Source organism: Ottowia massiliensis, from assembly GCF_900240305.1.
GTDB classification, from domain to species: Bacteria; Pseudomonadota; Gammaproteobacteria; order Burkholderiales; family Burkholderiaceae_C; genus Ottowia; species Ottowia massiliensis.
Map to the genome: position 1 here is coordinate 506912 of NZ_LT964854.1, position 20266 is coordinate 527177.

Here is a 20266-nt window from a genome sequence, read left to right on the forward strand (position 1 = left end):
CTGCCCGGAACCAAAGACAAACAGGACAGGCGGCTGCCCGGGCCGGATGGCGGCAGGCAAGGTCATGACACTTCTGGCGTTTGCGGTGCAGGGGCGGCATGGGCGCGGGCCGCGTCAATGGCCGCCGGGCGGCCCTGGCCGTCCACGGCCACCATCACGAACACGCCCTTGAGCACTTCTTCGCGCCGCGCGCCGGGCGCTTCGGCAAAACCGCTGATGCACACCGTCATCGAACTGCGCCCCACCCGGCTCACCCAGGCGCGCAGCGCCAGCGTGCGGCCCACGGGAATGGGGCGCATGAAATCAATGCCCGACGCGCCCGCCATCACCACCTCGCGCCGCGCCAGCTTGCGCGCGGCCATGAAAGCCGCCTTGGCCATCAGTTGCAGGCCCAGGCCCGCAAACAAGGTGCCGTGGTGGTTGGCCATGCCCGGCAGCACCAGTTCCTGAAGTTCGGCGCTCGAAATCGCCGTCTGCTCATCTCTCGTCATCACTCGCAATTTACGCAAAACAGCCGCGCTGCAAAAGCACTGAAATGGCGAATAGTTGCGTGAAAATTCCGGGCCTTTTGCGAATGCTGCGAATCTCCGCCGCCCCGCATGGCGCATCATCCAGGCCATGAAAAAAACCTTCATGGGCCTGAAGCTGCGCCGTCTGCGCGCCGAGCGCGGCCTGTCGCAAACAGCCCTGGCGCACACGCTGGGCATCTCGCCCAGCTACCTGAACCAGATCGAGCAAAACCAGCGCCCGCTCACCGTGTCCGTGCTGCTCAAAATCAGCCAGACGCTGGGCGTGGACGTGCAGCAGTTCTCCGAAGACGGCGAGGCGCGCCTGGTCGCCGCCCTGCGCGAAGCGCTGGCAGACGCGCCCGAGGCCATCTCCCTGCCCGAGCTGCGGGAAGTTGCCGCGCAAATGCCCGCGCTGGCGCGCGCCGTGCTGGCGCTGCACCGCCGCAATGCCGAAGCCGCCGAGCGCCTGGAAGCGCTGGCGCTGCGCCTGGGCGACGAACGCGGCGGCGGCGCACTGCCGCGCGCCCTGCCCTTTGAGGCCGTGCGTGATTTCTTCTTCGCGCACCAAAACCACTTCGACGCGCTGGACCGCGCCGCCGAAGCGCTGGCCCATCAAGCCCAGAGCCAGACCCAAGCTCCGGTGCGCGGCGGCGCGCTCGCCGCCTGGCTACAGCAGCGCCTGCAACAGCAGCACGGCGTGCACGTGCGCCACGCCGAAGGCGCGCAAGCAGACAAGCGCCGCTACGAACCGGCCACGCGCACGCTCTTCATCGCAGCGGCGCTCACCCCCAGCCAGCAAGCCTTCCAGATGGGCACGCAACTGGCCTTGCTGGAGCTGGGCGAAGCCATCGACGCGCAAATTGACGCGCCCTCCCTCGCGCACGACGCCGCCGCGCGCCGCCTCGCCCGCATTGGCCTGGCCAACTACGTGGCCGGCGCGCTGCTGCTGCCGTATGCCGACTTCCTGCAAGCGGCGCAAGCCTTGCGCTACGACATCGACCTGCTGGGCCAGCGCTTTGACGTGGGCTTTGAAACCGTCTGCCACCGGCTCAGCACGCTGCAAAGGCCGGGCGCGCCCGGCGTGCCCTTCTTCTTCGTGCGGGTGGACAAGGCGGGCAACATCTCCAAGCGCCAATCGGCCACGCACTTTCACTTCTCGCGCACCGGCGGCGCCTGCCCGCTGTGGAACGTCTACGAAGCCTTCGGCCAGCCAGACCGCATCCTGCGGCAAGTGGCCGTCATGCCCGACGGGCGCGCCTACCTGTGGATTGCGCGCGCCGTCTCGCATGGCCGCCCCGGCTGGGGGCAGCCGCGCAAACAGTTTTCCATCGGCCTGGGCTGCGACATCCGGCACGCGCCCCAGCTGGTCTATGCCCAGGGGCTGGACCTGAACGACCCCGGCGCAGCCACCCCCATCGGCATGGGCTGCAAGGTGTGCGAACGCGCCCAATGCCCGCAACGCGCCTTCCCCTTCGTAGGCCGCGCGCTGCAAGCAGACGAAAACCGCAGCTGGTTTGCGCCCTACAGCGCCTAGGCCTGGCACAAACTGCCCCCGGAGCCGGTCAAAACCCGTCCGAGGGTGCGAAAGCGCGGCTCCGGGCGTGGTTCTTGCAAACCATCCCGGTCCACCCCTGCGCCCCTACAGCCGAGCGCAAAGCAGGCTTCCTGACATATATAAGCTCCTTAATCAATAGCATGAGGTCTTAGTGGAATCAGCGCAGATGCCGTTTTATGCCCTCATAAATCCGCTCTTTTTTTGATAACCTCCTGCATTTGCAGGCGTCTATTCACAAACGGGCCGGGAGCTTCAAAGCCTGACTGACGCATGGCGTGCCGCCGCCAGAATCCATCCGCCTGCCCGAAGCGCCCACGCAAGGCCGCTTCCGGCGCGAGCGCGGGACCAAGCGCTGCTTTTCACCGCCTGTCTCTAGAAAACAGACAAGGCCGCCACATGTGAAATGGAAAATAGAAAGAGGGCATGGTGCCCAAAAGGCTAACCAACTGCCTTGCCCAGCACGTCGCAATCGCCCGGCCATCCTGATTTTTTGCCCCGCACTGCGCAGGCGCCCGCGCGATCGCTGCATTCATCATGGCCTTCCGCTGCTAGCATCCTGGCCAAGGTTTTAAACACGCATCACCACGCGATATTGCGCAGTATCGATAAGGCGCCGCATCGACAAACCAATCATTATTGGCGGCGGCTTTTCCCGCCGGGCAGCAAATGTTCAATCAAGCGCCACGGCAAATCTGCAAGGACGCAATCCAATCAGCGACCACTCATGCGCCTGGCGTGATTTCACTTTGCATTCAAAGCGCTGCGGCGCACGAAATTGATTGCGCCCACGCGATTTTGGCGGCATATGCCAATGCAATTCACATTGCCGCGCCAGCATATTCAACGTCATTCTCGGCGTTTCACCGCTTGCATCTTGCGCAGTGGCGGGTTTTACCGGCAAGGGCGCTGATTATTTTTCGTGCTGCCTGAATATTGCGAATGGTCATGCAACGCCCCATTCACGGCGGCGCATGGTTTTATTGGGCAAGCATTTTCTGCTTTGCCGGGAAATCTGGTTTGATTCAGGCTGGCAATGCGGATGAGGCGGCGTTCATCCACCGATTCATCAGAACCTGTTCAGCGTCTGGCCGTGAGGGCGAAAGCGAGAACCGGGATGGACTGCAAGGCGCAAACCGCAGATGAGCCTGACTGTTCAATTGCTGCCCATCAAGGAGGAAGGATTGGCAACGCCGCAGGCCGCCTTGAGGCCGCGCTTTCCGCACCCGAAGACAGACTTTGAACAGGTTCTCAGACTTTGCGCGCACCGATCCGCCGCCCTGCTCTGCCCTTCACGCGCCCGCTGCGCCCACAATGCCTTGCCTTGGGTACACGTTCGCTCCGTTATTCGGAGCATGATCTCCAGGAGAAACGGGCGCAAGCGCCACTTTCGGCCTCTTGAATTTGCCCCTTCTTTTGTAGCAAGCCACCCGCCGATGGCGCGTTTCACGCGTGAAAAACCGCTGCGGCCTGACGAAGCGCGGGCGTACGCTGGCGGGCGCTCACACCAGCATGCTGTTGCGGATCAAGCCGACGGCCAGGCCCTCGATGACGAAAGGCTCGCCGAGGCGCACGGTGATGGTGGGGTAGTCGGGGTTTTCAGGATGCAGCTCGATCACGTCGCCATTGCGGTGAAAACGCTTGACGGTCACGTCATCGCCCAGGCGGGCGACAACGATCTGGCCGTTGTAGGCCTCGCGGGTGCTTTGCACGGCCAGCAAGTCGCCGTCGATGATGCCCGCGTCGCGCATGGACATGCCGCGCACGCGCAGCAGATAGTCGGGCTTGCGCGAAAACAGGTGCGCTTCAATGTGGTAGGTCTGGTCCACATGCTCTTGCGCAAGGATGGGCGAGCCGGCCGCCACGCGCCCGATCAGCGGCAGTGCCAAGTGTTCGGGCGGCAGTTGTGAGGTATCCACCACCATCAGTTTGGCTTCTCCGCGCAGGCGGATGCCGCGCGAGGCGCCGCTGACCAGATCAATCATGCCTTTCTGCGCCAGCGCTTGCAGGTGCTCCTGCGCGGCATTGGCCGACTTGAAGCCAAGCGCCGTTGATATTTCCGCCCGCGTGGGCGGGGCGCCTGTTTCGGCAATGATGGTTTTGATCAGATCCAGAATCTGCCGCTGGCGGTCCGTGAGCTTGCGGGTCATGATGGCGGTGGCGGATAAAAAGACTGTTTCGATATCCAGTGATGCCTGTATTTTTAATCAGCTTTCTGGAATATGCAAGCCGGCTCCAAAGCAGCCAAGGCGCCGCCATAAAGCAAAAAGCCAGCGCTGACGCGCTGGCTTTTGAAACGCCTGAAACAGGGCGGCGGCGGATCAGCCCGCCAGCGCTGCCAGGGCGCGGGCGGTGATTTCCTCCACCGTGCCCAGGCCGCTGATGGTGCGGTATTTGGGCGCAGCGGCGGGGTCGGCCTTGGCCCAGTTGCCGTAGTAGTCCACCAGCGGGCGGGTTTGCTGGCTGTACACGTCCAGGCGTTTTTTCACGGTTTCCTCGCGGTCGTCGTCGCGCTGCACCAGCGGCTCGCCGGTCACGTCGTCCCTGTCTTGCTCTTTGGGCGGGTTGAACTTGACGTGATAGGTGCGCCCGCTGGCTGGGTGGCTGCGGCGGCCGCTCATGCGCTCCACGATGGCCTCGAAAGGCACATCGATTTCAAGCACGTAATCGAGTTTGACGCCCGCTTGCTTCATGGCCTCGGCCTGCGCAATGGTGCGGGGAAAGCCGTCGAACAAAAAGCCGGCCGCACAGTCGGGCTGGGCAATGCGCTCTTTGACCAGGTTGATGATGAGATCGTCGCTGACCAGCTGGCCCGCTTCCATCACGGCCTTGGCCTGCTGCCCCAGGGGCGTGCCGGCCTTGACGGCGGCGCGCAGCATGTCGCCCGTCGAAATTTGCGGAATGCCGTATTGGCGGCAGATAAACGCCGCCTGCGTGCCTTTGCCCGCGCCGGGCGCGCCCAGAAGAATCAGTTTCATACCGGTTTCCTTTTTGTGAATGACGTGGAAGATGAATGCGTGAAAACGCGTAAATCATGAGCGAAAAGCGCCCGCGCAAGAAGTTATTCGAAGTCTGGCCCGAGGGGCTGCGGATTGGATCTGCGGCCCATTTGCACCCTTCAGTGGCCCGGTAAATCCGCAGCGCCGCAGGCTTGCCCTAGTCCACCCTTGCGCGCTCTCGAGCAGGCCGTGAACAGACTCCAGGAGAAAGAGGGTGGAGTATGCGCCCCGTCAGCAACCCGCTCGCGCCCCAGGCCGCCAGGGCAGCCAAAACGGCCAGGCCGTGCCAATGTACAGGTCGCAGGACGGCTGCCAGCAGGGCACCTTATTTTGCTCTTTTATCAATAGCATGGCGTCCTAGGACCTGTTGAGAATTACCGAGACTAAATTACAGCCGAAGCTGGATAAATCGCAGCTTTGAAGCTGGCGTCGGTCTTGTCTCCGTGCATGGCACAAGGCGTTTGAACACGTTGAGCTTGTCAAAGAAGTTTTCAATGAGATCAGCACGAAATTAACCGGATTGCCCAGCTCATTCGCGAAAGCACTTGAAGACGGCGTTGCATTTGCCAAATTCTTCGAGCAAGTCGCGCCAGGGGCTGCCTGTGCGCACGATCCACGGCACGGCCTCTGCAAACCAAGCGCTTGTTCGCGCCTCTTGGCCCTGCATCGCCAGGCTTGCCCAGGTAGTGCGAGGCCATCTGTGCCCACTGCTTGTCGCTTGATGCTCTTCTTTCCATTGTGGTATTGCAGTACGAGAGGGGGGACTCAACAAGCCCTAGCACAGCAACAGAGGGAGGAAGATGGGTTTTGCAGTGTTGCATCCACCGCGCCAGCGCATCAGTGCAATGCACTGATGCGCGATAGCGATACGCATAGGCACGCTGCTTGAGCAAAGTCTGAATGAGAGCAAGGCGCGGCGTTTACGATGGAGGAATGACGACGCCAGCGCAGCTTTCTTCTTCTGCCATCGACTCTGCGGATCCGCCTTCAGCGGCCAGCCAGGCTGACGCCAGCGCGCCGCCGCTTCTGGCGCGCGCGCGCAGCTTTGCCGCGCCGCTGATCAGCAGCGAGTCTTTTCACTCAGGCGAAAACGCGCTGGCGCATGCCGATGGCGTGGCCAAAATCCTGGCCGACATTGGCAGCTCCGAAGAAATACAGGCGGCGGCCTATCTGGTGTATGCCAGCGAGCAGCTCAACCGCCCCGAAGAAATCATTGGCAAGGCGTTTGGCCCCGAATTTGCGCGGCTGGCGCATGAGGCGGTGCGGCTGGAGCGCGCGCAGCGCCTCTCGCGCATGGGGCGCGAGGAGCTTTCCACGCCGGAGCGCGCGCGCCAGCAGACGGAAAACGTGCGCAAGATGCTGCTGGCTTTCAGCCGCGATTTGCGCGTGGTGCTGCTGCGGCTGGCTTCGCGCCTGCAAACGCTGCGCTGGTTTGCCGCCCAGCGGCGCGCCTTGCCGCCGGCGCTGCTGCGCGAGTCGCACGAGGTTTTCGCGCCGCTGGCCAACCGGCTGGGCATCTGGCAGATCAAGTGGGAAATGGAAGACCTGGTCTTTCGCGCGCAGGAACCGCAGGTGTACCGGCACATTGCCAACATGCTGGAAGAGCGCCGCGCCGAGCGCGAAGCCGCGCTGGAAGAGCGCCGCGCCTATATTGAAAAGGCGCTGCGCGCGCTGGGCATGGATGCCGAGGTGTCGGGGCGGCCCAAGCACATCTACAGCATCGTGCGCAAGATGCGCGGCAAGAAGCTGGATTTCGCCCACATCTACGACGTGCGCGCGCTGCGCGTGATCGTGCCTACGGTGCAGGACTGCTATGCCGCGCTGGCCTGGGTGAATGAGCACTACACGCCCGTGCCGGGCGAGTTTGACGACTACATCGCCAAGCCCAAAGTCAATGGCTACCAGTCGCTGCACACGGTGGTGCGCGACGCGGACGGCAAGCCCTGGGAAGTGCAAATCCGCACGCGCGCCATGCACGAGCACGCCGAAAACGGCGTGGCCGCGCACTGGGCCTACAAGGAAGCGGGCGTGAAAGGCTACGCGGGCGTGAGCGCCGCCAGCGCCTATGACGCCAAGATTGCCGTGCTGCGCCAATTGCTGGCCTGGGAGCATGACCTTTCGGACGCCACGGCATCGCAGGCCTTGTTTGACGACCGCATCTACGTTTTCACGCCGGACGCGCGCCTGATTGACCTGCCCAGCGGCGCCACGCCCGTGGACTTTGCCTACGCCCTGCACACCGAGCTGGGCCACCGCTGCCGGGGCGCGCGCGTGGATGGCGTGATGGTGGCGCTCAATACCCCGTTGAAAAACGGCCAGACGGTGGAAATCACCGCCGCCAAGGAAGGCGGCCCCTCGCGCGACTGGCTCAACCCCGAGCTGAACTACATCGCCAGCTCGCGCGCCCGCGCCAAAGTGCGCGCCTGGTTCAACGCGCAGCACACGCGCGAAACCATTGCCCGTGGCCGCGAAATGGTGGAAAAGCTCCTCCAGCGCGAAGGCCGGACCAGCCTGGCGCTGGAAGAGCTGGCCGCTTCGCTGGGCTACAAAACGCCCGACGCGCTGTTTGAAACCGTGGGCAAAGACGAGCTTTCGCTGCGCACCATCGAAGCCGCCTTGCGCCCCGCAGAGCCGGAGCCGCCGCCCCCGCCCGAAGGGCAGGTGCTGCTGCGCAAGCCCAGCCGCGCCACGGCGGGCAAAGGCGGCGTGCTGGTGGTGGGGCTGGATTCCTTGCTGACCCAGATGGCGCGCTGCTGCAAGCCCGCGCCGCCTGATGCCATTGCGGGCTACGTCACGCGCGGCAAGGGCGTGAGCGTGCACCGCAAGAGCTGCCCCAATTTGCAAGACCTCATCGTGCGCGAGCCGGACCGCATCATCGAAGTGGCCTGGGGCGCTGGCGCACAAGCTGCCTACCCCGTTGATATTTCGGTGGAGGCGCAAGACCGGCAGGGCCTGCTGCGCGATATTTCCGACGTGCTGGCGCGCGAAAAAATCAACGTGACCGGCGTGCAAACCCAATCCGCCAAAGGCGCGGCCTGGATGACCTTCACCGTGGAAGTGAGCAGCACGCTGAATCTGGCCGACGCCTTGCGCGCCGTGCGGCAGGTGCCCGGCGTGCGCAGCGCCAAAAGGCGCTAGCCGCGCCGGTGCGGGCCGCAAGCGCCAGAGAAAAGTCTGCTTTTTTACTGCTAGAATCCGCCGCTTCGTTCACAACGAAGGCGCGTAGCTCAGCTGGTTAGAGCACCACCTTGACATGGTGGGGGTCGTTGGTTCGAGTCCAATCGCGCCTACCAGCATTCGAAATCGCCCGGCAGTAGCGCCGGGCGATTTTTTTTGCGTCTGCCAGCGGTCCGGCTGGCGGATTACTATGAAAAGAATAGCGGGTTGCGCCCATTCCACCAGGACTTGAGGCCGGTTTGGGCCTTGAACCAGGGCATTGAGTCCAGGCCAGGTTCAAGCGCGGCGGCCTGGCTCAAAGCACTTGCTCAATGGCTTGCAGCGGCCTTCCCAGGCGGGCGCCTTTTTCCGTGACCACGATAGGGCGGTTGATCAGCACGGGCGTGGCCACCATTGCGGCCAGCAGCTCATCGTCCGTCAGCGCGGGGTTATCCAGCCCTTGCTCCAGGTACTCAGGCTGCTTGGTGCGAATCAGGGCGCGCAGCGGCTGGCCCGTGGCGGCGGCGATGCGGCGCAGCTCGTCCGCCGTGGGCGGATTCTTCAGGTATTCGATGACGACGGGTTCGATGCCGCGCGCCTTCAGCAGCTCCAGCGCATGGCGCGATGTGCTGCAACGGGGGTTGTGATAGAGGGTGACGGTGCTCATGGGCGGGTCTGCGCTGGAAGCCATTGCAAAAGCGGCCATTGTCAGGCCAGGCACTACTATCGCGCTCATGCCACACACTGCAACAACTTCCGCCGATCCAGCCGCATCCGTGCCGCGCGCTTCGTCCACCCGGCTCATACACCACCCCTACGTTCCGCCTGCGGAGTTCGAGGCTCCGCAGCCGGCGGTGCACAAGGCGTCCACCGTGTTCTTTCCCAACGTGGCGGCCATGCGCGAGCGCCAGTGGATGGACAAAAGCGCCTACACCTACGGCCTGCACGGCACGCCCACCACCTTCACGCTCGAAGAGCGCATCGCCACGCTGGAAGGCGGCCTGCAATGCCTGCTGGCGCCCAGCGGTCTGGCCGCGCTGGCGCTGGTGAATCTGGGCCTGCTCAAAACGGGCGATGAAGTGCTGCTGCCCGACAACGCCTACGGCCCCGGCAAAGACCTGGCCGCTGGCGAGCTGCGCCAGTTCGGCATCACCCATCAGGTGTATGACCCCATGAAGCCGGCCGACTTGGCCGATCGCGTCACGCCCCGCACGCGCCTGGTCTGGCTGGAAGCGGCCGGCTCCGTCACGCTGGAATTTCCTGACTTGCTGGCGCAGGCGCGCCTGTGCCGCGAGCTGGGCGTGCTCAGCGCGCTGGACAACACCTGGGGCGCGGGCCTGGCCTTCAACCCCTTCAATCTGGACGGGTGCGGGCTGGCGGTGGACATTTCCGTGCAGGCGCTCACCAAATACCCCAGCGGTGGCGGCGACGTGCTCATGGGCAGCGTGGTCACGCGCGACGCGGCCTTGCACCGCAAGCTCAAGCTCTGCCACATGCGCCTGGGCCTGGGCGTGGGCGGCAACGACGCCGAAGCCGTGCTGCGCGCCCTGCCCACCCTGCCGTTGCGCTACGCCGCCGCCGACCGCAGCGCCCGCCGCCTGGCCGAATGGGCCGCGCGCCAGGCCCCTTTCGCGCAAGTGCTGCACCCCGCGCTGCCCGCCTCGCCCGGCCATGCGCACTGGCAAGCCGTCTGCGGCGCGGCCGACGCGGCAGGCCAGGGGGCGGCCGCCAGCTTGTTCAGCGTGGTGATTGGTGAGAAATTCAGCCGCGAACAGGTCGATGCCTTTTGCGATGCGCTGCGCCTGTTTCGCATTGGCTACTCCTGGGGCGGCCCGTTCAGCCTGGTCATGCCGTATGAGCTGCAAACCATGCGCCATGACTGGCCCGCGCATCTGGCGCGCGGCACGCTGGTGCGCTTTGCCATTGGCCTGGAAGACACGGCTGATTTGCAGGGCGACCTGCAACACGCCATGCAGCAGACGCTGGCCTGAAACACCTGCGCCGCCGCCATGTTCACCCCCTCTCCTGCCGAAGTGCGCCGCTTCTTCTGCCGCGCGTGGGCCAAGCGCCGCGCGGGCCAGCCCATGCAACCCATCGAAACCCTGGCCGCTGACTGGATTGCCGAACACCCCGAATACCACGCCGACTTTGCCGACGAAGCCAGCGCCATCGCCCGCGCCTACCCGGAGCTGGACGGCCAGGCCAACCCCTTCCTGCACCTGGCCATGCACCTGTCCATCAGCGAGCAATGCAGCATCGACCAGCCCCGGGGCATTCGCCACGCCGTTGAGCAGCTCGCCTCCCGGCAGGGCGATTTGCACCGCGCCCACCACGAAGTCATGGCCTTTCTCGGCCAGATGCTGGCCGACGCCCAATCCAGCGGCCGCCCTTTCGACGGCAACGCCTACCTTGACGCCATCCAACGCCGCGCCACGCGCGACTGAACACAACCGGCGCAACCGCGAAAGGCGCGCCGCATGCTTCAAAAAAGAGAGCGGCCTGCGCCCATTCCACCAGGACTTGCGGGCGATTTGACCTTGAAAACCTGCTGCAGTCAGCCCGCTTGCGGCTCATGCCAGGCGCGCGCGGGCTGGCGCTTGAGCAGCCAGCCCGATGCCACATCCAGGCTGGCGCACATCAGGTAATACAGCACGGCCACGGCCAGAAAGATTTCGGCGGGATAGACCATCACGCGGTTGTTCACCTGCGTGGCCACGAAAGACAGCTCGCCCACGCCAATCACGTAAGCCAGCGAGGTGTCCTTGATGAGCGCAATCCATTGATTGACAAAGGAAGGCAGCATCATCGGCAGCGCCTGCGGCAGCACCACGCGGCGCATGGCCTGCCAGCGCGTCATGCCCAGCGCCAGCGCAGCCTGCATCTGGCCGGGCGGCAAGCTGCTGATGCCCGCGTACACCGAATGCGCCAGATACGCGCCGCCCACCAGCGAAAGCGCCAGCACCACAGTCAAAAGCTCCGGCACATCCAGCCCGAAGGCGATGGGCAGCAAAAAGTAAACCCAGAAGATGAGCATGAGCACCGGAATGGCGCGCAAAAACGCCAGCGCACCCAGCAGCGCGGCGCGCAGCGCACGCTGGCGCAGCATGGCCAGCGCAATGCCCAGCGCCAGCCCCAGCAGGGCCGAAGCCGCGCCCGAAGCCAGGCTCAGCGCCAGCGTCAGCGCCGCGCCGCCCAGCGGGCCATCGGGCCAGGCGCCCAGCAGCAGGTAAGGCAGGTTGTCCCAGACGACGGAAAAATTCATGCCGCCGCCTTCACCGCTTCACGCCCCGCGCGGCGAAAACGCCCGCGCCGCTGCCACAGCTGCGAGGCCGCTTCCATTGCGGCAATCAGCAGCAGATACAGCAGCGTGGCAATGCCGAACGCCTGAAAGGTCTTGAACGTTTGCGTTTCCACCTGCCGCGAGGCGTAAGACAGCTCGGCCAGGCCGATGGCCATCGTCAGCGAACTGTTTTTCACCGCATTCATGTACTGGCCCACCAGGGGCGAGAAGGCGTTGTGCAGCGCCTGCGGCAAGATGACGTGGCGCCACGCTTGCAGAGGCGTCAGGCCCAGCGCGGCGGCGGCGGCGCGCTGGCCGGCGCCCACGCCCTGCACGCCCGCGCGGAATTCTTCGGCAATGAAAGCCGCCGTAAACAGCGTCAGCCCGAAAAAACCGGCAATGAACTCAAACGAAGGCCAGCGCAGCGCAAGCCCGGCCACTTCAATCTGCCGGGGCGTGTTCAGCCAGGGCAAAAAGCCTTCAGGCAAAAAGGCGCTCGCGCCGAAATACCAGAAAAACAGCTGAACCAGCAAAGGCGTGTTGCGAAACACCGAGAGATAAACGCGCGCCGCCCACTGCACCACGCCGCGCCCTTGCAGGCGCGCCACGCACAGCGCAAAGCCGCCCAGCGTGGCGGCCACGCACACGCACAGCGACAGGCCGATGGTCACCCAAAAGCCGTGCCACAGCCAGCCCAGATATTGGGGCGCGAGCAGTTCGCCAAAAACATTCATCGCCATGTGCCATTGCTCATTTGCAAAAAAGAAAAACCCTGCCTTTTACCGACGGCAGGGTTTCGGGCCGGGCCGCGCCCCTTTTAAAACAGGGCGTTACAAAACATGGTTTTATTTGGCCTGCGGTTTTTCCTGGCCGATTTTATAGAGGCGCTTGAGCGGCGTTTTTGTGTCGGGGCCGAACCAGGCGTTGTAAATCTGCTCGGCCTTGCCGCTTTTTTCCAGCTCCAGCAGGGCCTCGTCCACCACTTTCTTGAGCGCCGCCTCGCCTTTGGGAATGCCAATGCCAATCAGGTCTTCAGACACCGTGAATGGCGGAATCACGTATTTGTCGCGATCGGGCACGTTGGCCAGCAGGCCGATGAGCTTGGGGCCGTCTTGCGTGATGGCCTGCACATTGCCGTTGCGCAGGGCGGCAAAGGCAAAAGGCGTGTCGTCATACGCCACCACCGTGGCGCCGGGAAACTGGCTGCGAATCACGCCCTCATTCACGGTTCCTTTGTCCACGCCCACGCGCAGCTTGTTCAGGTCTTCGGGTTTTTCCAGCGCCGTGCCTTGCTTGATGATGAATTGCTGGCCCGAAGCGAAATAGGGAATGCTGAAATCCACCTGCTTGGCGCGCTCTTCCGAAATGGTGAAATTGGCCACTACCAAATCCACCTTGCCCGAAACCAGCAGCGGCACGCGGTTGGCCGGGTTGGTGGGAACGACTTCCAGCTTGACTTTCAGCTTGTCGGCCAGCGCCTGGGCAAAGTCCACATCCAGCCCTTCGATTTTCTTGGATTTGGCATCCACAAAGCCAAAAGGCGGATTGCTGTCAAAAGAGGCCACTTTCAGCACGCCTTTTTTCTGAATATCTTCCAGCCGGTCGGCCAGCGCCTGCGTGCAAGCCAGCGCCAGAACGGCGGCGCCCAGCCATGCCAGTTGCTTTTTCATTTCATTTGCTCCTGTCGGAATAGGGAAAACCGGCGCGGGCCGCGCCGCTTCAGCGAAGGCGCGTATCAAACCACATTTGCGCCGCGCCCGAAACGATATTTTTCACATAACCATCCAACCGGGGGTTGGATCGCCTGCGCCGCGCGCCGCCGCCTGCGGCAACCCCTGCCCCGCTGCGCCTTGGCGCGCGGGCTGGACACGCGGGCTTGACGCGCGGGCCTCAAGCGCGGCCTCACGCACAATTGCGGTTTTCGTTTTCAGCATTCACATTCATGTCAGACACTGCTGTCCACCATATCCAGCGCCGCCTCAAGGCGCGGCATCTTTCCATGATCGCCATTGGCGGCTGCATTGGCACGGGCCTGTTCATGGCCAGCGGCTCGGCCATTCACAGCGCCGGGCCGGGCGGGGCGCTGGTGGCTTACGCCGCCATTGGCCTCATGGTCTATTTCTTCATGACGTCGCTGGGCGAAATGGCCACGTTCATGCCCGTTTCCGGCTCCTTCAGCACGTACGCCACGCGCTTTGTCGATCCTTCGCTGGGCTTCGCGCTGGGCTGGAATTACTGGTTCAACTGGGTGATCACGGCGGCGGTGGACGTGAGCGTGGCCGCCGTCGTCATCAGCTACTGGGAGCCGCTGCGCAACTTCATGCCCGCCTGGGGCTGGAGCCTGCTGTTTCTGGGCGTGATTTTTCTGCTCAACATGGCCTCGGTGCGCGTGTATGGCGAGACTGAATACTGGATGGCGCTCATCAAGGTGGTCACCGTCATTATTTTTCTGGGCATCGGCGTGCTCACCATTTTCGGCATCATGGGCGGCCAATATATCGGGCTGAAAAACTTCAGCATGGGCGACGCGCCTTTTCTGGGCGGCAGCCTGGGCGGGCAGTTCCTGACCACGCTGGGGGTTTTTCTGGTGGCGGGCTTTTCATTCCAGGGCACGGAGCTGATTGGCATTACCGCAGGCGAATCAGAGGAGCCGGAAAAAAACATTCCCCGCGCCATTGACCAGGTTTTCTGGCGCATCCTGATTTTCTATATTCTCGCCATCGCCATTATCGGCCTCATTATTCCCTATACCAGCCCCGAATTGCTGGGCGCGGACGTGGATGAAATCTCCAAATCGCCTTTCACGCTGGTATTCGAGCGCGCCGGGCTGGCCTTTGCGGCGGCGGCCATGAATGCCGTCATCCTCACCTCCATTCTCTCGGCAGGCAATTCGGGCATGTATGCCTCCACGCGCATGCTCTACGCCATGGGGCGCAGCGGCCTGGCCTGGCCTGTCTTCGGCAAGGTGGATGCGCGCGGCGTGCCCATGCCCGCCCTGCTGGCCACGGGCGCGCTGGTGCTGGGCGTTTACATGCTGCAACTGGGCAACGACGCGGCCTACCAGTACGTGCTGGCCGCCTCGGGCCTGACGGGCTTTATTGCCTGGGTGGGCATCGCCATCAGCCACTACCGCTTCCGCCGCGCCTGGGTGGCGCAAGGCAGGCCGCTTTCCGGGCTGCGCTACCGCGCCAAATGGTTTCCCTTCGGCCCGCTGCTGGCGCTGGCGCTGTGCGTGCTGGTCATCATCGGGCAAGACACCAAGCTGATACTGGACGGCGATTTCGACTGGGAGCGCCTGTTGGTCACCTACATGGGGCTGCCCGTGTTCTTCGGCTTTCTCGTCTATCACAAGCTGCGCTACCGCACGCGCCTGATTGCGCTCAAGGAAGTGGATCTGAGCAAGACCGACCGCGACTGAGCGCCGCAGCGCGCAAAACGCCCGCGCAGGCTGGCAGGCCGCGCGGGCGTTTTGTTTGAAGCTGGCTACAGCAGCGCCGCCCGCTCATGCGCAAGCGGACTTCACGCCTTGATTAGCTCCTTGTTCAATAGCATGAGGTCTTAGTGAAAAGTGCGCAAGCCACGTTTTCATGGCCTCAAATTTGCTCCTCTTGTAAGAGCAAAACACTCTTGTGGAAGCCTCTGAATGCTGGCTTTGAACAGGTTCCGAGGCCAAGACCGCCAAGGCTGGCCAGCCAGCGCCTGACCGGGAAGCAGACTGTGGGCAAGATTTTTAAAATCCGCCGCTTTTTTCTTCACGCCCCGTCATGAATCAAGCCGATCTCTCGCCGCCGCGCCTGCGGCCTCTGCCCGCCCTGATTTTTGCCAGCCGCTGGCTGCAATTGCCGCTGTATCTGGGGCTGATCGTGGCGCAAGGCGTTTATGTGGCGCACTTTCTGATGGAGCTGTGGCATCTGGTGGAAGCGGCCTTTGGCAACAAGCATGCCTTGCAGGCGCTGGTGGAGAGCATTGGCTACAAGAGCGGCGCGCCCGTGGCGGCGCTGAATGAGACGGTCATCATGCTGGTGGTGCTGGCGCTGATTGACGTGGTGATGATTTCCAACCTGCTGATCATGGTGATCGTCGGCGGCTTCGAGACCTTTGTCAGCCGCCTGAACCTGGAGGACCACCCCGATCAGCCGGAATGGCTCAGCCATGTGAACGCGAGCGTGCTGAAGGTGAAGCTGGCGCTGTCCATCATCGGCATCAGCTCCATTCACCTGCTCAAAACCTTCATCAACGCCGACAACTATTCCGACCGCATGCTGATCGCGCAAACAGGCATACACCTCACCTTTTTGCTGTCGGCGCTGGCCATCGCCCTGGTGGACCGGCTGATGACCTCCGCCGCCGCGCACGGCGGGCATTGAGCGGTCCGCAAGGCATGAACGCCGCGCGCCTGCTCGTGCCCCTGGCCTTGCTGGGTTTGCTGTCTGCGGCCTGGCTCAAGGGCGGCTGGCCAGCCCTGGCGTTGGCGGCCAGCGGCGTGGTGCTGTGGGCGCTGCTGCACTGCACGCGGCTGCTGGCGGTGATGCGCCGCGCCGCCGCGCGGCCCCTGGGCTATGTGGACAGCGCCGTGATGCTCAACGCCCGCCTGCGCCCGCGCCTGCCGCTGCTGCACGTGGTGGCCATGACGGGCGCGCTGGGCGAGCGCGTGGAGCCAGCCAGCCAGCCGCAGGCCGAAGCCTGGCGCTGGCGCGATGGCGGCGGCTCCAGCGTGACGGCGGAATTCGTCCATGGCCGCCTGACGCAGTGGCGGCTGGAGCGCCCGCCCGCCGCCAGCGGCTGAAAGCGCCCCCGGCGGCGCGAAGGCAGCGCAAAAAAGCAAAAGGGCAACCGCTTCGCGCGGTCGCCCTTTCTGGCGGATGCTCCCGGAGCGCTCTTTGGGCGCTTACTGGGTGGGCGGCACGTAGCCTGCGGCCTGGTCGGCGCCCGCGCCGAAGAAGTGCGCCTCCATCTGGCGCTTGAGGTATTCGCGGGCGCGCTGATCGGCCATGTTCAGGCGGTTTTCATTCACGAGCATGGTCTGGTGGCGCAGCCAGTCTTGCCAAGCCTGCTTGCTCACGCTTTCCCAGATGCGCTTGCCCAGCTCGCCCGGATAGGGCGGAAAGTCCAGTCCCTCGGCCTCTTTGCCGAGCTTGATGCAGTGAACCATGCGTGCCATGTGCAAATGCCTTTGTCTTGCAGTAAGAAGAAGCGGAAAAAGCGGCGACTGTATCAAGCCGCCCTTGCCCCCAATGCCCAGGCGGAATTGGAGGCCAGGGAATTGAAAGCCGGAGGTCAGCGCGCAAACCGGCGGCAGCGGCAGAAAGAAAGCGGGGGTGCGTCAAGCGCGCCTCCTGCTTTCTGATACACCCATTAAACGCTCAATTTAGATGGCAGCGCCCGCGCCGCCGCGCGGCAGGCCGCCAGAATGCGCGCCTTTCTCTCCACTTTTTTCAGAGACGCCATGAAAAAAACCGCTCTCGCCTTGGCCCTGATGGCCGCTGCTGCCGCTTCCTTCGCCCAGTACGCCGGCCCTGGCTCGACCCCTGCGCCTGCCAGTGTGCAGGCCATTCTGGCTCACCCCGTGGATGACCAGCATGTGACCCTGCGCGGCAAGATCGTGCGCCAGCTACGCGGCGACAAATACATCTTCTCCGACGGCACGGGCGAAATCCGCGTGGACATTGACGGCCATCTGTTCCCGCAAGGCCAGCCCATTGCGGCCAGCACCACGGTGGAGATCGTGGGTGAAGTCGACGCTGACGTGATGGAAACCACCGAGATCGACGTGGATGCGCTGCGCATCGTGCAGTAACAAAGCGATTGCCTCAGGCAAACGCCGTCTGCCATGAAAAAAGGGCGCCGCGCGCGCCCTTTTTTTCGTGTCTGTGAACAGGTTCTGAAAACCAGGGGGCTTCAGACCATGTCCGCCGACAGCCCGGCCGTCTGGCTGAAGCCTGCGTCCACATAGGTGATTTCGGCCGTCACGCCTGCGGCCAGGTCGCTCAGCAAAAAGGCCGCCACGTTGCCCACGTCATCAATCGTCACGTTGCGGCGCAGCGGCGCGGCGTCGGCCACGCGGCCCAGCAGCTTGCCAAAGTCCTTGATGCCGCTGGCCGCCAGCGTCTTGATGGGGCCGGCGCTGATGCCGTTCACGCGCACGCAGCGGCCATCGGCCGTGCGGCCCAGCGCCTCGGCCAGATAGCGCACCGCCGCTTCCAGACTGGCCTTGGCCAGCCCCATCGTGTTGTAGTTGGGAATGGCGCGCAGCGCGCCCAGATAGCTCAGCGTCAGCAGCGCCGAGCGGTCGTTCAGATACGGCAGCGCCGCCTTGGCCATGGCGGCAAAGCTGTAGGCGCTGATGTCGTGCGCGATGCGAAAGCCCTCGCGCGACAGGCCATCCAGAAAATTGCCCGCAATCGCCTCGCGCGGCGCAAAGCTGATGGAGTGCACAAAGCCGTCAAACCGGCCCCAGGCCGCGCCCAGATCGGCGAACAGGCGCTCAATCTGCGCGTCATCGGCCACGTCGCAGTCAAACACCAGCTCGCTGCCGAACTCGGCGGCGAACTCGGTGATGCGCCCCTTGAACTTCTCGCCCACGTAGCTGAAGGCCAGCTCGGCGCCTTGCGCGCGGCAGGCGCGGGCAATACCGTAGGCAATGGAGCGGTTGGACAAAACGCCGGTCACGAGCAGCTTCTTGCCCGCCAGAAAACCCTGTGTCATGAATGAAAACTCCGGTGAGTGCGTGTGAGACAGAATCCGCGAGTGTATCGAATCCGACGCTTTGCACGGGCCTGCGCGGGGCTGACTCTGATTGCTCTGCTGGCCGCCCCCGCCGCCTTCGCCGCCCACGGCTACGCCCTGTGGGGCGAGCTGAAATACCCGCCCGGCTTTGCCCATTTCGACTACGTGAATGCCGACGCGCCCAAGGGCGGCGAGCTGCGGCTGGTCAGCAGCTTTCGCGTGTCCACTTTCGATAAATACAACCCCTTCACCCTCAAAGGCACGGCGCCTGCGTATCTGGATGACTTGCTGTTTGACACCCTGCTCATCGGCTCGCTGGACGAAGCGGGCAGCGCCTACGGCCTGCTGGCCGAAGATGTGGAGGTGGCGCCCGACCGCCTTTCGGCCACTTTCCGCCTGCGGCCGCAGGCGCGCTTTCACAACGGCGACCCGGTGCTGGCCGCAGATGTCAAGCACAGTTTTGACACCCTCACCGGCCCCCACGCCCGCCCCGCTTACGCCACTTTGATGGCCGATGTGGCGGGCGCTGACGCGCTGGATGAGCGCACCGTTCGCTTTCGCTTCAAAAAGCCCTCGCGCGAGCTGCCCCTGACCGTGGGCGCGCTGCCCGTGTTCAGCCGCCAGTGGGGCCAGGGCAAGCCCTTCAATGAAGTGGTGATGGAGCCGCCCATTGGCAGCGGCCCCTACCGCATCGGCCCCGTCCGCTTTGGCAAAGACATCACCTACGTGCGCGACCCCGCTTACTGGGGGCGCGATCTGAACGTGCGGCGCGGCACGGGCCATTTCGACCGCATCCTCGTCAAGATTTACCGCGACAACACCGCCCGGCTGGAAGCCTTCAAGGCGGGCGAGTTCGACCTGATGCGCGTGTTCTCCGCTGGCGACTGGGCGCGACGCATGAGCGGCAAGCGCTTTGCCACGGGCGAGCTGGTCAAAGGCAGCTTCCGCCACCGGCTGCCCACCGGCTTTCAAAGCTACGTGCTCAACAGCCGCCGCCCGGCCCTGCAAGATGCGCGCGTGCGGCAGGCGCTGGGCCTGGCGCTGGACTATGAGTGGATGAACCGGCGCTTTTTCTACGGCAGCTACAACCGCGTCAAGGGCCTGTTCGGCAACACCGAATGCGCCGCCGAGGGCCTGCCTGACGCCGCCCAGCTGGCCCTGATGGAGCCGCTGCGCGCCCAAATTCCCGCCGCCGCCTTCGGAGCCGCCTTCGAGCCGCCGCGCACCGACAGCCCCGAAGACGGCCCCCACGGCCTGCGCCACAACCTGCGCCGCGCCCAGGCGCTGCTGGCCGAGGCCGGCTGGCGGCCCGACGCCAGCGGCTGGCTGCGCAACGCGCAAGGCCAGCCCCTGGCACTGGAATACCTGGACAGCAGCGAAGCAGGCGCGCGCGTGGTGGGCGCGTGGCAGCGCAACCTGGAAAAAATCGGCGTGCGCCTGAGCCTGCGCGCCGTCGATTTCGCCCTCTACCAGCAGCGGCTGGACCGGTTTGACTTTGACATCACGTCGCTGGCCTATGCCGGCGCCGCCTTGCCGGGGCAGGAAATGGCCGAGCTTTTCGGCAGCGCCGCCGCCCGCGCCGAAGGCTCGGGCAACTACCCCGGCGCCGCCAGCGCCGCCATTGATGAGCTGATTGCCCGCATGGTCGGCGCGCGCGGGCACGCGGACTACCTGGCCGCCTGCCGGGCGCTGGAGCGCGTCATCACCCACAGCCACTACCTGCTGCCCCAGTGGTATTCGCCCGTGCACAACATGGCCTACAACGCCTGGCGCCTGCACCCGCCCGCTGTCACGCCCGCCTACTTTCAGGCCGAAACCTGGGCCATCTGGACGTGGTGGGCGCGCAGCGCCGAAGCGGCAGCCAGCCCGCGCGGCGCGCCATGAAGGCGGCCTGCCTGCCCCGGCGGGCGGCGGCTGGCGTTTTGCCGCTTTGGCCGGGCCGCAGGCCGTGAGCAGAAGGAGTTATTACGCTCTGCTTTCAATAGCGTAATGTCTTAGTGAAATGGGCGCAAGAGCCGGTTTTGATCCCTTCAAATTTGCTCCT

Annotated in this window: 20 protein-coding genes, 1 tRNA gene and 1 pseudogene; 11 read left to right on the forward strand and 11 right to left on the reverse strand. The window is 64.3% G+C overall.

What is annotated here, in order from left to right; translation table 11 throughout:
- Positions 1–62 precede the first annotated feature (62 nt).
- A complete protein-coding gene (locus tag C1720_RS02225; protein ID WP_102283087.1) occupies positions 63–491 on the reverse strand; it encodes an acyl-CoA thioesterase in 429 nt (142 codons plus the stop codon).
- Positions 492–618: 127 nt separating this feature from the next.
- On the opposite strand from C1720_RS02225, the gene C1720_RS02230 reads away from it, so the two are divergent.
- The gene (locus tag C1720_RS02230) at positions 619–2043 is read left to right on the forward strand and encodes a short-chain fatty acyl-CoA regulator family protein (protein WP_102283088.1); all 1425 of its coding nucleotides are present in this window, start codon (positions 619–621) and stop codon (positions 2041–2043) included.
- A gap of 691 nt (positions 2044–2734) precedes the next feature.
- On the opposite strand, the gene C1720_RS12730 is transcribed toward C1720_RS02230, so the two are convergent.
- The gene (locus tag C1720_RS12730; protein ID WP_146006824.1) at positions 2735–2965 is read right to left on the reverse strand and encodes a hypothetical protein; all 231 of its coding nucleotides are present in this window, start codon (positions 2963–2965) and stop codon (positions 2735–2737) included.
- Between the two features lie 44 nt (positions 2966–3009).
- Between C1720_RS12730 and C1720_RS12735 the strand changes: the two genes are divergently transcribed.
- Positions 3010–3207 (forward strand): hypothetical protein, encoded by a 198-nt coding sequence (locus C1720_RS12735; RefSeq protein ID WP_146006825.1) that lies wholly within the window; start codon positions 3010–3012, stop codon positions 3205–3207.
- A gap of 356 nt (positions 3208–3563) precedes the next feature.
- On the opposite strand, the gene lexA is transcribed toward C1720_RS12735, so the two are convergent.
- From lexA to C1720_RS14130, 3 genes and pseudogenes are all read right to left on the reverse strand, one after another.
- Entirely contained in the window at positions 3564–4211 is a 648-nt protein-coding gene (gene lexA, locus C1720_RS02235; protein WP_102283089.1) for a transcriptional repressor LexA, read from the reverse strand.
- Positions 4212–4382: 171 nt separating this feature from the next.
- On the reverse strand, positions 4383–5039 hold the full coding sequence (adk, locus tag C1720_RS02240; protein ID WP_102283090.1) for an adenylate kinase: 657 nt from the start codon (positions 5037–5039) through the stop codon (positions 4383–4385).
- Between the two features lie 559 nt (positions 5040–5598).
- A pseudogene (locus C1720_RS14130) lies at positions 5599–5694 on the reverse strand (transposase); the annotation flags it as partial.
- A 299-nt stretch (positions 5695–5993) separates the two neighbouring features.
- Between C1720_RS14130 and C1720_RS02250 the strand changes: the two are divergent.
- Complete coding sequence (locus tag C1720_RS02250) at positions 5994–8198, forward strand: RelA/SpoT family protein (RefSeq protein ID WP_102283091.1); 2205 nt, start codon at positions 5994–5996, stop codon at positions 8196–8198.
- A 78-nt stretch (positions 8199–8276) separates the two neighbouring features.
- Positions 8277–8353: transfer RNA gene (locus tag C1720_RS02255), tRNA-Val, on the forward strand.
- A 179-nt stretch (positions 8354–8532) separates the two neighbouring features.
- Here C1720_RS02255 and arsC read toward each other — a convergent pair.
- The gene (gene arsC, locus C1720_RS02260; protein ID WP_314538600.1) at positions 8533–8907 is read right to left on the reverse strand and encodes an arsenate reductase (glutaredoxin); all 375 of its coding nucleotides are present in this window, start codon (positions 8905–8907) and stop codon (positions 8533–8535) included.
- Between the two features lie 43 nt (positions 8908–8950).
- Between arsC and C1720_RS02265 the strand changes: the two genes are divergently transcribed.
- Together C1720_RS02265 and C1720_RS02270 are read left to right on the forward strand one after the other, a co-directional pair.
- The gene (locus tag C1720_RS02265) at positions 8951–10207 is read left to right on the forward strand and encodes a PLP-dependent transferase (RefSeq protein WP_102284452.1); all 1257 of its coding nucleotides are present in this window, start codon (positions 8951–8953) and stop codon (positions 10205–10207) included.
- An 18-nt stretch (positions 10208–10225) separates the two neighbouring features.
- Complete coding sequence (locus tag C1720_RS02270; protein ID WP_050715737.1) at positions 10226–10660, forward strand: DUF1841 family protein; 435 nt, start codon at positions 10226–10228, stop codon at positions 10658–10660.
- A 110-nt stretch (positions 10661–10770) separates the two neighbouring features.
- Here C1720_RS02270 and C1720_RS02275 read toward each other — a convergent pair whose 3' ends face one another.
- The 3 genes from C1720_RS02275 to C1720_RS02285 form a co-directional block, all read right to left on the reverse strand.
- The gene (locus C1720_RS02275) at positions 10771–11478 is read right to left on the reverse strand and encodes an amino acid ABC transporter permease (protein ID WP_102283092.1); all 708 of its coding nucleotides are present in this window, start codon (positions 11476–11478) and stop codon (positions 10771–10773) included.
- Complete coding sequence (locus C1720_RS02280) at positions 11475–12236, reverse strand: amino acid ABC transporter permease (RefSeq protein ID WP_371256826.1); 762 nt, start codon at positions 12234–12236, stop codon at positions 11475–11477. The genes C1720_RS02275 and C1720_RS02280 overlap by 4 nt, the downstream gene beginning before the upstream one ends.
- A 105-nt stretch (positions 12237–12341) precedes the next feature.
- Positions 12342–13166 carry an ABC transporter substrate-binding protein gene (locus tag C1720_RS02285; protein ID WP_102283093.1) on the reverse strand — a complete coding sequence of 275 codons (825 nt, stop codon included), beginning with the start codon at positions 13164–13166 and terminating at the stop codon, positions 12342–12344.
- 272 nt (positions 13167–13438) lie between these two features.
- Between C1720_RS02285 and C1720_RS02290 the strand changes: the two genes are divergently transcribed.
- The 3 genes from C1720_RS02290 (at position 13439) to C1720_RS02300 (ending at position 16282) form a co-directional block, all read left to right on the forward strand.
- Positions 13439–14914, forward strand: a complete 1476-nt coding sequence (locus C1720_RS02290) for an amino acid permease (RefSeq protein WP_199170936.1) — start codon at positions 13439–13441, stop codon at positions 14912–14914.
- Positions 14915–15260: 346 nt separating this feature from the next.
- Positions 15261–15863, forward strand: coding sequence for a TIGR00645 family protein (locus C1720_RS02295; RefSeq protein ID WP_050715732.1), 603 nt, complete (start codon positions 15261–15263; stop codon positions 15861–15863).
- A gap of 14 nt (positions 15864–15877) precedes the next feature.
- Positions 15878–16282, forward strand: a complete 405-nt coding sequence (locus tag C1720_RS02300; protein ID WP_050715731.1) for a hypothetical protein — start codon at positions 15878–15880, stop codon at positions 16280–16282.
- Between the two features lie 102 nt (positions 16283–16384).
- Here the strand turns inward: C1720_RS02300 and C1720_RS02305 are convergent, their stop codons facing one another.
- The gene (locus C1720_RS02305; protein ID WP_050716549.1) at positions 16385–16657 is read right to left on the reverse strand and encodes an oxidative damage protection protein; all 273 of its coding nucleotides are present in this window, start codon (positions 16655–16657) and stop codon (positions 16385–16387) included.
- A gap of 285 nt (positions 16658–16942) precedes the next feature.
- Between C1720_RS02305 and C1720_RS02310 the strand changes: the two genes are divergently transcribed.
- The gene (locus C1720_RS02310) at positions 16943–17293 is read left to right on the forward strand and encodes a YgiW/YdeI family stress tolerance OB fold protein (RefSeq protein WP_050715730.1); all 351 of its coding nucleotides are present in this window, start codon (positions 16943–16945) and stop codon (positions 17291–17293) included.
- A gap of 101 nt (positions 17294–17394) precedes the next feature.
- Here C1720_RS02310 and fabI read toward each other — a convergent pair whose 3' ends face one another.
- Positions 17395–18201, reverse strand: a complete 807-nt coding sequence (fabI, locus tag C1720_RS02315; protein ID WP_102283095.1) for an enoyl-ACP reductase FabI — start codon at positions 18199–18201, stop codon at positions 17395–17397.
- A gap of 51 nt (positions 18202–18252) precedes the next feature.
- Between fabI and C1720_RS02320 the strand changes: the two genes are divergently transcribed.
- Entirely contained in the window at positions 18253–20106 is a 1854-nt protein-coding gene (locus tag C1720_RS02320; RefSeq protein ID WP_439650765.1) for an extracellular solute-binding protein, read from the forward strand.
- Positions 20107–20266 lie beyond the last annotated feature (160 nt).